Genomic DNA, 15,553 nt, shown 5'->3' on the forward strand with positions numbered 1-15,553 from the left:
GAAGCCCGGCGCCTCGGCGCCGGGCTTTTTCATTGAACGTCAGTTCATTTCCGTGGGATTAATTCTCTGACAGACAGTCCGTTTCAGGCCTTCATGAGCAATTTTCAACTTTGTTCACGCATTCCATGAGCCCAGGCTAGATCCACTCAAGATCGGAGTGGGAGTGGGCTGGTCACTATGAAAATCGCAGGTTTTATCGGGTTGGGATTAGCGGTGCTCGCTTCATCAGCGAGTGCGCAAGACGCGCATCAGGCGGGGTTTCTGTACGAGAACCCCATTTTGGATGGCGTTCTGGATGATACTGCACAGTCTTTGCCACGCTACCATTTTCCGTACCATTTCACCTTTGATAATCCCCCCGTGGAACCCGTCCAGGTCGAGTATCGTCTCGGCTACACGCCGACCCATCTCTATGTGCACATACAGACAAGCGCCGAGGCGATCAGTTATCACAATCGGGGTTATCTTTGGGGAGACGGCTACAAGCTGCTGCTTGGCTTGCCTGAGGCCGGAGAAGGCACATCTCAGTACTACGAGATCGGCGTTTCACCGACGCTAGATGAGCGTATGAGGCCTCATCAGAACCGCATCCTCACGTATAATTTCCAGCAGGTGTACCGCCCGTTCGGACCGGACAGCGCCTCCGCGGCGAGCGTCAACCCTGACGGGTCGGGGTTTGAGCTGTTGATCGCTTGGTCTGACTTGCCGCCGTATCACCCCTGGATGAGCGATGACCTAGGGTTCAATCTCTATTTCGCCAAAGGTTTTGATACGCAGGCGCATGGGTATTTCACACATGGACATGCAGTCGTGCGTGATGAGGGAATCTGGGATGAGGAACTGCCCCGTCGCCAGATGACGCCGCTGACTTTCGAATCCCCGCCAGAGTGGCAGGCGATCCTGCTAGGCCAGCCGGCGAGGCGCAATCTGGCGATCAGTGAGCCGCTACCGGTCCAGTTTGCAGGACTGTCTGAGGATTCTCGCAGTGTTCATCTCTCTCTGATCGGTTCTGACGGCGAGGTGCAATTCTCACATGACCTCGACATCGGCCTCAATCCAGACCTCCGCGAGTTCGTTCAGACCTTGGCCTTGCCCGCTTTGGCGCCCGCGATCTACACGCTGAGGCTTGAGGGTGTGAACGGCGTCGCTGAGCACGAGATTGGAGTCCTTCCTGACTTTGACTTTCCATCTCTTCGCGAGAGCCTGAGGGCGAATGCGCGGGGTGCTCCAGAGGGGGCGGGAACCACGCTGTTGTTCAAGCTCGAACAGCTAGAAGCCGGTTTGGCTGCGCTCTACACTTATGAAACGGGCGCCGAGCTGTTGGAGCAATGGGCTGTTTTTGAAGAAGAATACGCAGCATTCGTAGCTGGTGAGGACCCTTATGCGGGGCGAGCCACGCCCTATCGACGCGCATTTCGTTCGGCGCAAGATGGCAGTTTGCAGCCTTACTCAATTAAACTGCCTGAGGATTATGATCCGTCACACGCCTACCCCTTGTTGGTGTTTCTGCATGGCAGCGGGACGGACGAGCAGGGGTTGTTGGATCTTGAGCGAGGAAATGGCCGGTTTATCGAACTCGCTCCGTTCGGGCGAGACAAGTTCCGCGCCTATTCCGAACCGCAGAGCCAGATAGATATCGTAGAAGCCATTGCGGATGTGGCGGCGCAATTCTCGATTGATGAGAATGCGATCGTGATAGCGGGCTTCTCAATGGGCGGGTATGGCGCCTTGCGCGCCTATTACGAAAATCCGGATCTGTATTCGGGTGTAGCCGTATTTGCGGGGCACCCTAATCTCGCCAATGAGTGGGTGGGCGGCGATCATCCCAATTTCCTGGAGCGAGAGGCGCAGCAGGTTTTTGAAGGAGAGCCTGTCTTTATTTATCATGGGCTAGCTGATGCTGGCCTTCCCGTGAATCTGATGCAGCAAACAGCGGACGGACTGTTATCTGCAGGGGCGGACGTGACAACGCGGTTTGTTGAAGGCCGCGGGCATACGTATCAGGATGAAGACACTCATGAAGCCTTCGGAGTCTGGCTGGATCAGATCATAAACCGAGCGCCTGACTGAACCCATCTTTCAGCAATTTCACTTGTCATCCACCTTGGAGATCGTGAGGGTGTGCCACAATTTTGACATCGTCCGGCGTTCCGGGCCGACGTCAGCTATGACGACCAAGGGGAAACCATATGAAACGAATTCTGCTGTCATGCTCGGCGCTCGCCGTGCTCAGCCTTGCGGCGTGCGGCCCAGCCGACGCGCCCGCTGACTCAAACGCGAACCAAGAGGTCGCCGCCTCGACCGAAACCGCTGCCGCGCCGGTATATGGCACGTTCGGTTTTGACGTGGACGGCATGGACGCCAGCGTTCACGCCGGCGACGACTTTAACCAGTTCGCCAACGGGACCTGGCTGACCGAAACCGAGATTCCGGGCGAGTTCTCTCGCTACGGCACCTTCTCGATCCTGGCGCTGGAAGCGGAAGAACAGGTCCAGGCGATCATTGACGACGCCGCCGCCGAGGGCGGTGAAACCGGCTCCAACAGCCAGCTGGTCGGCGATCTGTACGCCTCCTGGATGAATGCGGACGCGATCGAAGCGGCGGGCGTCGCCCCGCTGCAGCCCTATCTGGCTGAAATCGACGCGGTCGAAACCCTCGATGATGCGGCGGCCCTGTTCAACTCGATCCATCATCAATCGCCTTACGGCTTTGCGGTCTGGGCGGATCCGTCTGATCCGACCGTCAACGCGCTGCGCCTGTTCCAGGGCGGTCTGGGTCTTGGCAATCGCGACTATTATCTCGAGGACACCGAGCGCTTCCAGCAGTATCGCGACGGCTATCGCAACTACATCATCCGCCTGCATGAGCTGGCCGGTCTTGAGAATGGTGAAGCCAACGCCGACGCCATCCTGGCGCTGGAAACCCGCATCGCCGAGGCGCACTGGACCCGCGAAGACAGCCGCGACGTCACCCAGACCTATAACGTCATGACCATGGACGAGCTGGATGTGCTGGCGCCGTCCTTCAACTTCTCCGAGGGCGCGCAGGCGCTGGGTCTGGACGTTGAAAACCTGATCGTGGTGCAACCTACCGCCATCGAGCAGACCTCCGCGATCTTCGCCGAGACCGATATCGACACCATCAAGGCGTGGATGACCTTTCATTTCATCTCCGACCGCGCCTCCTGGCTGCCGGCCGAGTTTGATCAGGCGAGCTTTGAGTTCTTCGGCCAGACCCTGCGCGGTCAGACCGAACAGCGTCCACGCGATCGCCGGGGCGTGAACCTGGTGGGCGGCGCCTTGGGCCATGCTGTGGGCCAGATCTATGTGGAGCGTCACTTCCCGCCGAGCTCGAAAACCCAGATGGAAGACCTGGTCAACCGTCTGACGGTGGCCTTCCGTGGTCGCCTCGAGCAGCTGGAATGGATGGATGACGAGACGCGCGAACAAGCGCTGACCAAACTGTCCACCTTCGAGCCGCGCATCGGCTATCCGGAAATCTGGGACACCTATGAAGGCCTGGAAATCTCCGCCGATGACTATTTCGGCAACCGGGTGGGCATGGCTGAACGCGGCTGGGCCGAACAGCTGGAAGACCTGGCCAATCCGGTCGACCCGCGCGAATGGGGCTGGCCGCCGCAAATCGTCAACGCCAGCTACAGCCCGCTGCAGAACCAGATCACCTTCCCCGCCGGCATCCTGCAGGCGCCGTTCTTTGATCCCAACGCCGATCCGGCGCTCAACTTTGGCGGTATTGGCGGCGTGATCGGTCACGAAATCGGCCACGGTTTTGACGATAACGGCCGTCGTTACGACTCTGAGGGTCGCCTGCGCGACTGGTGGACCGAAGAGACCAACAGCCGCTTTGAAGTACGCTCCTCCGTGCTCGCCGAGCAGTATGACGGCTTCTGTCCGATCGACGGCATGTGCGTGTCGGGCCGGTTGAGCATGGGCGAAAACATTGGCGATCTGGGCGGCCTGCAGATGGCCTACACCGCTTGGCGTCAATATGTGGACGAAGTCTATGGCGGCGAAGCGCCGGTGATCGACGGTCTGACCGGCGATCAGCGTTTCTTCCTGGGCTGGGCGCAAGTCTGGCGTAACCTGTACACCGATGACGCCCTGCGCGCTCAGCTGGTGCAGGGCCCGCACAGCCCGCCGCAATACCGCATCAACGGCGTCGTGCGGAACCTGGACGCCTGGTACGACGCGTTCGGCGTGACCGAAGAGCATGAGCTCTATCTGCCGCCCGAACAGCGCGTGCGCATCTGGTGATCGCATTTCGTGCATCATTATGACTGACGACCCCGGGTGGCTCGCCGCCCGGGGTTATTTTTTGCTCCGCAACGGGGGCGGTGCGACTTGATAAAGCCTTGAGAGAAGGAAGAGACGAATGTCGACCATGTTACGTGCCGGACTATCCGCCATCGCCCTTATGGGGGCCGGCTTCAATGCTGGTTTCGCCCAGGCGCCGGACTGGGCCGATCAGGCCGACGCCCTGATTGACGCGCACTGGACGGGACAAACGCCGGGCGTTTCGGTTCTGGTGCGCCAGAACGGCGATGTGGTCTATGCACGCGGGGCCGGGCTGGCGAATCTTGAGACGGGCGAAGCCGTGACCCCCGACACCGTTTTTCGTCTCGCCTCCATCACCAAACAATTCACCGCTGCGGTGATCTTGCAGCTGGTGGAGGAAGGCTCACTCTCCCTCGACGATACGATCGGTGACCTGTTTGAGGGCTTTGACGAACCCGGCGCCAACGCCACCGTCCGCCAGCTGCTCAACCACACCTCCGGCATCCAGTCCTACACGAACATTCCTGGCTGGATGGTCGAAGCGAACACCAACCGAGCGTATACGACCGATGCGCTGATCGCCGAGTTCTCAGACCTTCCGTCTCCGAACGCTCCGGGCGAGACCTATGCCTATAACAATTCAGGCTATGTCCTGCTGGGCGCCATCATTGAGATGAAGACGGGGATGTCCTGGCACGAGGCTGTCGTCGAGCGCATCGCTGAGCCGCTCGGGCTTGAGACGCTGCGCTATGGCGAGGACAGCGGGTCCATGGCGAACATGGCGTCTGGCTACACGGTCAACGAGGAGGGTGCGGTCGAAGCGTCGACCCCCATTCATATGAGCGTGCCCCACGCAGCAGGGGCGCTGATCGCAAACACGCAGGATCTGGCGCTCTGGCTTGAAGCCCTTCATGGCGGCGAGATCGTGTCGCCCGCGCTCTACCAGCAAATGACGGCGCCGACCGAGATGCCGGACGGGACAGAGATTCCCTACGGCTTCGGCCTGTCTGTGGACGATGTGCGCACCCGTCCGGCGATCGGCCATAGCGGCGGTATTTTTGGCTTCACCACAGACAGCGTCTATGTGCCGGACGACACTCTGTACGTCACCGTGCTGGCCAATTCAGATCAACCGCCGCTTGAAGTGGGTGTCTTGATGCGGCGCCTCGCCAGCTATGCTTTGAACGACCCTTATCCGATGTTTGAAGCGGTGGAGATCGATCTCGCGAGCCTGGACGATCTGTACGGGGTCTATGCGATCGACGGCACGGCCGAGACGCGTCAATTCTTCGCCCGTGACGGCCAGCTTTACACGCTGCGCTCTGGCGGCAGCGCCAGCGAGGTCTTTCCGGCCGGCGACAACCGGTTTTTCTATGGCCCCAACAGCCTGACCTGGTTTGAGATTGTTCCGTCAGACGCCGGGACGTATCAGATGAACATGTATCAGCAAGGCGCGAGCGAGGCGGAGCCTGCGCTGTGGTCCGCTCCGATCCCCGAACTGCCTGACGTCATCGACCTGCCCGCCAGCACGCTTGAGGCTTATGTGGGCGCATACGCGCTTGGGGCTGCGGTGCTTGAGATCCGATTCGCTGAGGCCGGCGTTCTGGAAGCCCAGCTCACAGGCCAGGACCCGATCGCCATCAACGCCATCAGCGAAATGGAGTTCCTGGTGTCCGGCGTGGATGCGCGCCTGGTTTTCTCCGCAGGCGAACCCGCCCCCTCTGTGACGCTGCAGCAGAGCGGCCAGGAAATCCTGGCGGAGCGTGTCACGGAGTAGGGCTCTGACCACACTGCCACACGATCAGCCCCGGGCGTGAAGCGCCCGGGGTTTGTCTTTGGGGTGAGGCCATCTAGCCGTGCAGGGCCTGGGTCTTGATCGGGGTGAAGCGGTTTTCGCCGTCTTGCGCCGCGTAGACGGTCAGGCTGAGCCCTTCAAGCGTGTTGTCAAACAGATTGAAGCTCGGCGGTTCCCCCCGGGTGCGATGCGAGAGCGCCGTGCCGGCGCCGACAAACCAGCATGCCTTGCCGTCGGGACGGCGCTGAGGCAGGGCGAAGACCTGATGCAGGTGCCCGGTCACCACCAGATCCACGCCGCACTGGACGAAGATCTCTGCGGCTTCGCGACCGCCATGGGTCTTGGCCCGGCCGGTCAGCCCGCCCGGCGCCACCAGCGGATGGTGGGCCGCGACCACTTTGAGCCCGTTAAAGTCTGACAGCGACTGAGCGATTTTCGCAGCGTGCTTGGGGTTGGCCCGGCCCAGAGACCAGTCGAGCTGGGCCTGAAGCCCGCGCGCGGTGAGAAAGGATTCCACCGCCGCTTTCCCGGAGCGCCAGCTGGGCGTCACCCCCTGACCCAGACGTTTTTCAAAGCGCGCCCAGGGGGAGGCGACGCGGGCGGCCAGGTTGAGATAGGGCGTGTCATGATTGCCCGGCGCGGCGATGACGGGCGCATCAATGGCGCTGAAGAAATCGCGCGCGGCGTCAAATTCCCTCCGTCGGCCATATTGGGTGAAATCACCCGATGCGATCACCGCGTCGGGCTTGAGCGCGCTGAGGCTTTCAAGCAGGGCGTCGGGCAAGCCGGGGGATTCCGCCCCGAAATGCAGGTCAGAAATCTGGGCCAGTCGGGTCATGCGTCAGCCTCCGGGGCGGCGAACAGGGCGGCGTTGGGCTTGAGTGAGATGCGCAGCGGAGTTTTCAGGGTCAAGGTCTCGCCATCCAGCATCACGGTGACTTTGGACGGTCCATCCAGCACGGCGCTCTCAAGCGAGCGTTGGGGCGCGAGCTCCCCCATATTCAGCATCTCGCCCAGAAAGCTGGTCATCGCGCCCAGGGCGTCGCCCAGATCATCGGTATGGGTGAAGATATGCTCGAGCACCTCATCGCCCGGACGCGCGCCATGGATCATCGCCGCCGCGCCGCCGGGAATGGTCATCAACGCATTGGCGCGGCTGAGCTTGCGTACGTCGTCATCATCCAGCGTCAGGCGCAGGCGGGTCGTGGTGTAAGCTTTCAGCGCCTGGCGCAGGCGGGAGAGGGCGCGCAGCGGTTGACGGCCGTCTCCGTCAGGGCGCAGGGCCTCGCGCGCCTGGCCGACCCGCACGGGAAAGCCTGCCATCAAAGCGCAGAAAAACAGATTCCCCTCCACCTCGCCGGCGTGCAGCGGCTCGATGGGATAGCCGGGCGCTTCTTTCAAGATGGTCTCGATGGAACGGTCGCCATAGAGCCGTTTGGGCAGAAGATTCGCTGTTCCGAGCGGCAAGGCGATCACCGGGGTTTTGCACTGGGTGCGCACCAGCTGGTTGAGCACCGCTGCGGCCGTGCCGTCCCCGCCCGCCACGGCGATGTAATCAGAGGCCGCTGCGCAGGCCTGATTGATGCAATCTTCAAACCCGTCCTCGCAGTCATGCACGATCACCTTGGCCCAGTCGGCGGAGCGCGTGACAGCGTCCAGCACTTTTTCCTTGCCCAGCTCACGCGTGGTTCCGGAGTGAGCGTTCAGCACAAGCGACAAGGTTTTCAAGCGTCTACTCTCCTACAGGGGGGCGCGCCCGAAGCGAGGGGCGCAGGGAAGTCAGGCGAGATGCTTTGATCCGTCACATTCCCGCGTTAAACCAACGCGCAAGTTAGATGAGGGATCCATCATGATCATCCGCTCCATTCTTTTCTCTGCAAGCGCCCTGGCGCTTTGCGCCTGTCAGACCGTGACCGTCCAGTCCGATATCGACTGGTCGGGCCGCGAGGATGACGCGCCTGAAGCCGCCGCCGCTCCGGCGGCGTTTGACGGCCCGGGCGCTGAGTGGCGCACGCTGGCGCAAAGCGAAATCCTGGACCGGCTGGCGCGCCCCGAACGTGAAGGCCGGGCGCGCAATGTCATCGTCTTTATCGGCGATGGCCTGAACCTCAGCACGATCACCGCCGCCCGCATTCTCGACGGCCAGAACCAGGGCATGAGCGGGGAAGAGAATTACCTGCCCTTTGAGCGCTGGGGCCATTCGGCGCTGATCAAGACCTATTCCGACAACGCCCAGGTGCCCGACAGCGCTGCGACCGCCACCGCCATTCATGCCGGGGTGAAAACCCATTCCGGCGCGATCTCGGTCTATGCGCGCGACACGCTGGCGCCCTGTCAGGGCGGCCCGGTGCCGCAAACTCTCGTCGAAATGGCTGAAGAACGCGGCCTGTCCACCGGCATCGTCTCATCGGCGCGGCTGACCCATGCGACGCCTGCCACCACCTACGCCCACCTCACCAGCCGCAACTGGGAGACGGACACCGCGCTGCCGGCGGACGCGGCAGCGGCGGGCTGCACCGACATCGCGGCGCAATTAATCGGCACGCGCACGGGTGACTATGGCGACGGTCTGGACGTGGCGCTGGGCGGCGGCCGGGCGGCCTTCGTCACCCGCGATCAGGGCGGCCAGCGCGCCGACCGCGACCTCACCGCCGAATGGGCGGATCTGGGCGGCGTCTATGTGGGCGATCGCGCCGGGTTTGACGCGCTGAATGCAAATGACGACGCGCCGGTGCTGGGCCTCTTCACCAACTCCCATCTCAGCTATGAGCTTGATCGCGATGCGGCGGTGGAGCCGTCTCTCGCCGAGCTGACCGAATTCGCCATTGAGCGCCTCTCCAATAATGACGACGGCTATTATTTGCTGGTGGAGGGCGGCCGGATCGACCACGCCCACCATGGCGCCAACGCCGCTCGCGCGCTCAATGACGCGCTGGCGTTCTCTGAAGCCATTGATCGCGCTCAGCAGATGGTGGATCTGGATGAAACCCTGATCCTTGTCACCGCCGACCACGGCCATGTGTTCACCATTGCGGGCTATCCGCGCCGCGGCAATCCGATCCTCGGGCTCGTGCGTCCGCCCGCCCCGAACCTCAGTGACGCTGAAACCCCGCCGCTGCCAGCGGGCGATGGTCGTCCCTACACCACGCTGGGCTATCACAATGGCGGCCCGTTGCGTCCCCGCGCCGACGACGCCGAGCCCCTGACCGACGAAATCGTCATGGACCCTGATTACCGCCAGCAAGCGGCGGTGCCCATGGGCTCTGAAACCCATTCGGGCGAAGACGTCATCGCCTACGCCGTCGGCCCCTGGGCGCATCTGGTGGATGGCGCCATGGAGCAACACACCCTCCACCACGTCATCACCCATGCCTATGGCTGGAGCGCCACCGCCGCCATGGTCGAGGCGGATGAGGACGACGAAGACGAGGATGACGACGACTAGGTCGCGTCAATCCTGAAACGACAAAGCCCCGGTCGATGTGACCGGGGCTTTTTTCATGTCCTCTTTCCCGGCGCAGGCCGGGATCCAGAGATCATAGCACGCCGCATCTGCGGCTCTGGGCCCCGGCCTGCGCCGGGGAAGAGAGGGGGCCCCTAAATCACCACCTCGTCCGCAGGTTCCCGCAAATTATAGCGGCTGGCCATGACCGCGCCATAGGCGCCGGTTTCGGCGATGGCGATGACGTCGCCTTCTTGCGTGTCGGGCATCAGGCGGTCGGCGCCCAGAAGGTCGGCGCTTTCGCAGATAGGACCGACGATGGAGGCCATGCCCGTGCCGTCCTCGTCATAGCGCGTGAGGTTCACGATCTCATGTCGCGCGCCATAGAGCGCCGGGCGGATCAGCGAGTTCATGCCGGTCCCAAGGCCGATAAAGCGCGTGCCGAAGGCGTGCTTGATCTGCGTGACGCCTGACAGCAGCACGCCCGCTTCGGCCACCGGATAGCGGCCCGGCTCCATCCAGATTTCATACTCGGGCAGAGCCTGTTTGAGCGTGGCGAGCTCTGCGTCCACTTTTGAGAGGTCGAGCGCGGGCGCTTCGGCGCTTTCGGGCACGCCCAGCCCCCCGCCCACATTGAGGATGCGAATGTCAGAAAAGCCTTCGGCAGCGCGGGCCAGAATGGCCCCGATCTCGCGCCAATGGTTCGCCTCCACCACGCCCGAGCCCGCATGGGCGTGCAGGCCGATGACTGTCGCGCCCGCCTTGGCGGCGGCCTCGCGCGCGGCGTCGAGCTGATCGAGCGGAATGCCGAATTTCGCTTTCGGCCCGGCGGTCTGCACATGCTGGTGGTGGCCGCGCGGACGGTCGGGATTGATGCGTAGAATGATCTCCGCGCCCTTGAACATGTCCGGCCAATGGGTCAGCGGATGCAGGCCGTCAATGGTGAGGTTCGTCCCCAGCTCGATCGCGGCGGCGTATTCATGGCGCGAGGCGAAGTTGGGGGTGAACAGCACCTTCTTGGGGTCAAGCCCGGGGAAGGTGTCTTTCAGGCGCATCAGCTCGCCCGGCGATACGCATTCAAAGCCGAGACCCGCCTCGAAAATGGTCTTGAGGACCTCCGGGTGCGGGTTGGCCTTCATGGCGTAAAAGGCGCGATTGACGCTCTTGATGCCCGCCACCGCGCTGGCGCGGGCCTTGATCGTCTCAAGGTCATAGACATACCGCCCGCCGGTTTGCGGGGTCAGGCTGATCAGCTGGTCGCGCTTGGTCACCCACCAGGGCGTGGGGCGCTGAGGCTTGGCGGCTGCGGTGTCATTGAGCTCCGCCCAGCTGGGCCCGAACACCGGGCCGGAGGGGGCGGGGGCGATCAGTTCTTCATGCAGGCGCGCGGCGAGGGTGCGGCCTTCGCTTTCATCCACCACGACCGTGAAGTTGAGATCATTGGCGGCCTGGCTGACCAGCCGGATCGGCTTATCCTGAAACATTTCCAGCGCCGGAGCGAGCTTGTGCAAGATGCGCCGCACGCCATAGCCGACGAGCGACACGGCGGCGCCATCCTCGATGATCTTCACCCGGCAGAACGGCTCAAGCCGCGCGCGCAGGGCGTCGAGCCGCGCCTGGTCGAGGCTGGGGTCAGGATCAAGGCTGACGGTGATGTTGGTTTCAGAGGTGGAGACCAGATCCACCGAGACGCCGCACGCCTTGAAACAGGCGAACACATCGGCGAGGAAGCCCGCCTGGCGCCACATGCCCGCGCCTTCCATGGTGACGATGCGCACGCCGGTCTTCACCGACACGGCTTTCAATTGCGGCGCGTCATCGCCGGGCTCGGACGTGATGAGGGTGCCCGCCAGCTCCGGCCGCAAGGTGGAGCGCACTTCGAGAGGGACATGTCCGCGGCGGGCCGGGCCGATGCAGCGCGGATGCAGCACCTTGCCGCCCATGGTGGCGATCTCCTGCGCCTCGTCATAGGAGAGCGCCTGCAAGAGGCGCGCGCCCTCGGTCAGGCGCGGATCGGCGCTAAAGAGGCCCGGCACATCGGTCCAGATCTCAAGCTTTTTCGCGTTTAGCTTGTTGGCGAAATAGGCCGCCGAGGTGTCCGATCCGCCCCGGCCCAGCAGCACCGTCTCGCCGCGGCTATTGCGGGCGATAAAGCCCTGGGTCAGCACAAGATCGGCGGTTTCGAGCTTGGCCTGCAGCGCCGGATCGAGGCCCTCGATGACGGAATTGGACAGATAGCCGCTGGCGTCGGTGCTGTCAGAGGACGCTGTCAGCGCGTCGCGCGCGTCCAGCAGGACCGGGCTGAGCCCTTCCTGACGCAGGCGCTCCATGCCCAGCGCGCTCGCCATCTGTTCGCCCAGCGCCAAGAGCTCTGCGCGCACGCGCGGGCTGGCTTCACGCACCAGCGCAATCCCGGCGGCCAGGCGATCCAGCGTATCAAAATGGGACGCCAGCAAGGCGGTTCCATCGAGCGCCGCGGCTTCAGCGAAATCCAGATGGACCGCCTTGATGGCCGCGATCTCGACGCTGACATCGCCATTGAGCGCCTTGTCGGGCAGGGCCTCAAGCCGGTTTGAGACGCCGGACAGGGCGGAATGGACGATCAGCACCTTGCCGCCCGGTTTGTCCTGTTTGAGCCGGGCCTTCGCAAGCTTTGCGATAACGGCCCAGTTTTCCGGCTTGGCCACAGAGGTGCCGCCGAACTTCAACACAGTCCAGATACGGGAGGAGAGCAGGGATTGATCAGTCATCGGATCGTCCAAAATTACAACAGAGCGATGGACATAGCCCGCCATGTTGCAGTGCGAAAGTTTCTTATCGGGACCGTCACTTTACCCCGGCGGCGCCATAGGGTAGGGCGAGCGCAGATTTTACTGTCATCGCATGGGGATGCGTCATGTTCCGGTCATTTGTTCATACCGCCGCCGTTTGCAGTGCGCTGCTGCTCGCCAGCTGCGCCAGCGTCACGGATGCGGGCTCTGCGCCCGAAGCTGAGGCGCAGCCTGAGCGGGTATTGCTGATCGGTCTGGACGGGCTGCGGGCGGACGCTCTGGACATGTATGACGCGCCGACCCTTGAGGCGCTGGCCGAGCGCGGCGCGCGCGCCAAACGCATGATCCCGGTCATGCCGTCCAAAACCTTCGTGAATTTCTATTCCATCGCCACCGGGCTCTATCCTGAAAATCACGGCATGACCGAGAACGCGCCTTATGACCGCGAGGCGCGCACCGGGTTTGTGAACCCGATGTCGGCGCAGGATCCGTTCTGGTGGCAGGGCGAGCCGATCTGGACCACGGCGGAACGTGAGGGGCTCACCAGCGCCATCATGTTCTGGCTGGGCTCGGAAGTGGCGCATGATGGCCTGCGCCCGTCGATCTGGACGCCCTATCAGCATGACAAGCCCTATCAGGAGCGCGTGGACGAGGTTCTGGCCTGGTATGACGCGCCCGCTGAAGACCAGCCGCGTCTGGCGGCGGTCTATTTTGACCGCGTGGACAGCGTCGCGCATCGCAACGGACCTGAGAACGAGGCGGTCGCCGAAGCCGTCGCGGACGTGGACGGTTATGTGGCCCAGCTGGTGGCCGGTCTTGAGGCGCGCGGCCTACTGGAGACTACCAACATCATCATCGTCTCTGACCATGGCATGGCCCAGCTCTCTGACGAGCGCATCGTCGCGGTCGATGACTGGATCAACTTTGAGCGCGTGTACTCGCCGCACATGGAAGGGCGCTGGGGCGCGGGCGCACAGCCTTACATCTTCCTGTTCTCTGAAGATGGCGACCAAGCCGCGATTGATGAGGCGCATGACGCCATCAACGCCTCGGGCAATGAGCATGTGATGGCCTACAAGGCGGGCGAGATGCCCGATCATTACCATCTCGACCATCCCACGCGCGGCCCGGACCTGCTGGTCGTAGCGGAGGCGGGCTGGAGCCTGGTCGCGCCGAGCCTTGAGCAATCGCCGCGGCGCATCATTCCGGGCAATCATGGCTATGACAATATGGACCCGGTGATGGGCGCGACGTTCATCGCCGCCGGCCCCCGCTTTGACGGGGTGGGCGAGGTGGCGGCGTTCGAGAACGTCAACGTCTATCTGATGATCGCCTGCGCGCTGGAGCTGGACCCCGCTGAGACCGACGGCGATCCCGCTGAGGTCGCGCGTGTGACCGGCGGGCGCTGCCCCGCGCAGTAAGTCGCACGCTCCGGGTGGTCATCCCGGCTTGGAAGCGCGCGGAGATAGCGGTACGACTTAACAACCGCGCTTCGTGCGCACCTGAGTTTCAAGGAGGCCGTCATGGCAGACGAACCGCATCGCATCACTTTCCTGGCCAAGACGTTTTCGGCGGCGGCTCTCGAATTTCATCGCGGCCGTATGGCCGAACGCGGCTACCGCATGGAAGGCCGGATCGAGCCCACCGCCTTTCAGATGATTGACGAAGACGGCAAGACCGAGCCGGTGTTTGACGGCGAGCCGCTGTTCACGGTGACCTTCGTCAAGCGCGAGGACTAGGCCTTGGGCGATACCGACATCGTGTCACACGAGGCTGTCGAGAAGACCTTCAAACGCGCCGCCACCGCCACTGAGGCGGTGGATCGGCTGTGCGTGATGTTTGAAGCGTCGGTCAAGGCGCTGCGCGAAGAGCTGAAAATCTATCTCGAAGGCGGACCGCCGCCGTCGGAGGCGGATCGCTTTTCCGGCGCCTTCGCCTATCCGGCGCTGCGCATCGTCTACCAGCCTGACGGCGCCGTGCCGCCGATCAGCCGCGCCTTCGGCAAGTTTTCCGAAGCGGGCGTCTATGAGCAGACGATCACTCATCCTGAACAGTTCCGCCACTATCTGGTCGAACAGATCGAGCTGTTGTCGGACATGTATCCGGTGAAGATCGAAACCGGCCTGTCGGTGCAGGAGATCCCGTTCTCCTATGTGCTCGACGGCGCGGATGATCTGGATATGGACGCCGCCTCGCCCGCCGAGCTGGTGCGCCATTTCCCCTATGCGGATCTGGCGGGCATTGACGATGCGTTGCCCAATGGCGAGCGGCCCTCGATTCCGGGTCGGCCGCGGCCCCTGAGCCTGTTTGACGCGGTGCGCACTGATTATTCGCTGCAGCGCATCCGGCACTATACCGGCACGCCCTATGAGGATGTGCAGCCCTTCATCCTGTTCACCAACTACCACCGTTATGTGGATGCGTTCGTGGAATGGGCGGTCGAGCAGGTCAAGGACGAGAGCACCGAGTATGACTCTCTGTCCGCGGCGGGTTTCGTCCATGTGGACGCCAGCACCGAAGACCCGGTGGGCGAGATCAGCGGCGCGCCCTGGCGGCGGTTCCAGATGCCGGCCTATCACCTGAAGACCAAGACCGGTCGCGGCATCACGCTGGTGAATATCGGGGTGGGACCGTCGAACGCCAAGAACATCACCGACCATCTGGCGGTGCTGCGGCCTGAATGCTGGATGATGATCGGCCATTGCGGCGGTCTGCGTCATTCCCAGCGTCTGGGCGATTATGTGCTGGCGCACGCCTATCTGCGCTATGACAGCGTGCTGGACCGTGAATTGCCGGTGGAGATCCCGATCCCGCCGATCGCGGAAATCCAGCTCGCTCTGCAAGAAGCGGTGGAGACGGTCAGCGGCGATGATGCGAGCGAGCTCAAGCGCCGTTTGCGCACCGGCACCGTGGTGACCTATGCCGACCGGAACTGGGAGCTGCGCTATACCCAGGAAGCGCGGCGGATCAACCAGTCGCGCTCCATCGCCGTGGATATGGAAAGCGCCACCATCGCAGCCAACGGGTTTCGCTTAAGAGTGCCCTACGGCACATTGCTGTGCGTGTCCGACAAGCCCCTGCATGGCGAGCTGAAACTGCCCGGCGCGGCCAATCGCTTTTACGCCAAATCGGTGTCGGAACACCTGGCGGCGGGCATTGAGGCGGTGGAGATTCTCAAGCGGCAGGGCGCGGACGCGTTGCATTCGCGCAAGCTGCGCAGCTTTGACGAGCCGCCCTTCCGTTAGACTTG

At 63.0% G+C, this 15,553-nt stretch carries 10 protein-coding genes; 7 read left to right on the forward strand and 3 right to left on the reverse strand.

The window, feature by feature from the left end; all coding sequences use genetic code 11:
• Window positions 1–177 precede the first annotated feature (177 nt).
• From ACQ66J_RS10120 to ACQ66J_RS10130, 3 genes are all read left to right on the forward strand, one after another.
• Window positions 178–2,070 (forward strand): alpha/beta hydrolase-fold protein, encoded by a 1,893-nt coding sequence (locus ACQ66J_RS10120; RefSeq protein WP_430431536.1) that lies wholly within the window; start codon window positions 178–180, stop codon window positions 2,068–2,070.
• A gap of 119 nt (window positions 2,071–2,189) precedes the next feature.
• Window positions 2,190–4,274 (forward strand): M13 family metallopeptidase, encoded by a 2,085-nt coding sequence (locus tag ACQ66J_RS10125; RefSeq protein ID WP_430431537.1) that lies wholly within the window; start codon window positions 2,190–2,192, stop codon window positions 4,272–4,274.
• A 118-nt stretch (window positions 4,275–4,392) separates the two neighbouring features.
• A complete protein-coding gene (locus ACQ66J_RS10130) occupies window positions 4,393–6,072 on the forward strand; it encodes a serine hydrolase domain-containing protein (RefSeq protein ID WP_430431538.1) in 1,680 nt (559 codons plus the stop codon).
• Between the two features lie 73 nt (window positions 6,073–6,145).
• Here ACQ66J_RS10130 and ACQ66J_RS10135 read toward each other — a convergent pair whose 3' ends face one another.
• Together ACQ66J_RS10135 and ACQ66J_RS10140 are read right to left on the reverse strand one after the other, a co-directional pair.
• Window positions 6,146–6,928 carry a metallophosphoesterase family protein gene (locus ACQ66J_RS10135; protein WP_430431539.1) on the reverse strand — a complete coding sequence of 261 codons (783 nt, stop codon included), beginning with the start codon at window positions 6,926–6,928 and terminating at the stop codon, window positions 6,146–6,148.
• The gene (locus ACQ66J_RS10140; RefSeq protein ID WP_430431540.1) at window positions 6,925–7,818 is read right to left on the reverse strand and encodes a diacylglycerol/lipid kinase family protein; all 894 of its coding nucleotides are present in this window, start codon (window positions 7,816–7,818) and stop codon (window positions 6,925–6,927) included. Before ACQ66J_RS10140 ends, ACQ66J_RS10135 begins: the two co-directional genes overlap by 4 nt.
• A 121-nt stretch (window positions 7,819–7,939) precedes the next feature.
• Between ACQ66J_RS10140 and ACQ66J_RS10145 the strand changes: the two genes are divergently transcribed.
• Entirely contained in the window at window positions 7,940–9,535 is a 1,596-nt protein-coding gene (locus ACQ66J_RS10145) for an alkaline phosphatase (RefSeq protein WP_430431541.1), read from the forward strand.
• 152 nt (window positions 9,536–9,687) lie between these two features.
• On the opposite strand, the gene ACQ66J_RS10150 is transcribed toward ACQ66J_RS10145, so the two are convergent.
• The gene (locus ACQ66J_RS10150) at window positions 9,688–12,282 is read right to left on the reverse strand and encodes a bifunctional aspartate kinase/diaminopimelate decarboxylase (RefSeq protein ID WP_430431542.1); all 2,595 of its coding nucleotides are present in this window, start codon (window positions 12,280–12,282) and stop codon (window positions 9,688–9,690) included.
• A gap of 146 nt (window positions 12,283–12,428) precedes the next feature.
• Here ACQ66J_RS10150 and ACQ66J_RS10155 point away from each other — a divergent pair, with 146 nt between their 5' ends.
• The 3 genes from ACQ66J_RS10155 (at window position 12,429) to ACQ66J_RS10165 (ending at window position 15,548) form a co-directional block, all read left to right on the forward strand.
• Window positions 12,429–13,724: an ectonucleotide pyrophosphatase/phosphodiesterase gene (locus ACQ66J_RS10155; RefSeq protein ID WP_430431543.1), complete on the forward strand. Its 1,296-nt coding sequence runs from the start codon at window positions 12,429–12,431 to the stop codon at window positions 13,722–13,724.
• A gap of 102 nt (window positions 13,725–13,826) precedes the next feature.
• Window positions 13,827–14,042 (forward strand): AMP nucleosidase, encoded by a 216-nt coding sequence (locus ACQ66J_RS10160; RefSeq protein ID WP_107711462.1) that lies wholly within the window; start codon window positions 13,827–13,829, stop codon window positions 14,040–14,042.
• A gap of 3 nt (window positions 14,043–14,045) precedes the next feature.
• Window positions 14,046–15,548: an AMP nucleosidase gene (locus tag ACQ66J_RS10165; RefSeq protein WP_430431544.1), complete on the forward strand. Its 1,503-nt coding sequence runs from the start codon at window positions 14,046–14,048 to the stop codon at window positions 15,546–15,548.
• Window positions 15,549–15,553: the final 5 nt, after the last annotated feature.

The organism is Oceanicaulis sp., from assembly GCF_965284345.1.
Classification (GTDB): domain Bacteria; phylum Pseudomonadota; class Alphaproteobacteria; order Caulobacterales; family Maricaulaceae; genus Oceanicaulis; species Oceanicaulis alexandrii_A.

Excerpts from the sequence above, each read along its gene's own strand:
- ACQ66J_RS10120 (WP_430431536.1), top strand. The coding sequence starts at position 178 with ATGAAAATCGCAGGTTTTATCGGGTTGGGATTAGCGGTGCTCGCTTCA.
- ACQ66J_RS10125 (WP_430431537.1), top strand. The coding sequence starts at position 2,190 with ATGAAACGAATTCTGCTGTCATGCTCGGCGCTCGCCGTGCTCAGCCTT.
- ACQ66J_RS10130 (WP_430431538.1), top strand. The coding sequence starts at position 4,393 with ATGTCGACCATGTTACGTGCCGGACTATCCGCCATCGCCCTTATGGGG.
- ACQ66J_RS10135 (WP_430431539.1), bottom strand. The coding sequence starts at position 6,928 with ATGACCCGACTGGCCCAGATTTCTGACCTGCATTTCGGGGCGGAATCC.
- ACQ66J_RS10145 (WP_430431541.1), top strand. The coding sequence starts at position 7,940 with ATGATCATCCGCTCCATTCTTTTCTCTGCAAGCGCCCTGGCGCTTTGC.
- ACQ66J_RS10150 (WP_430431542.1), bottom strand. The coding sequence starts at position 12,282 with ATGACTGATCAATCCCTGCTCTCCTCCCGTATCTGGACTGTGTTGAAG.
- ACQ66J_RS10155 (WP_430431543.1), top strand. The coding sequence starts at position 12,429 with ATGTTCCGGTCATTTGTTCATACCGCCGCCGTTTGCAGTGCGCTGCTG.
- ACQ66J_RS10160 (WP_107711462.1), top strand. The coding sequence starts at position 13,827 with ATGGCAGACGAACCGCATCGCATCACTTTCCTGGCCAAGACGTTTTCG.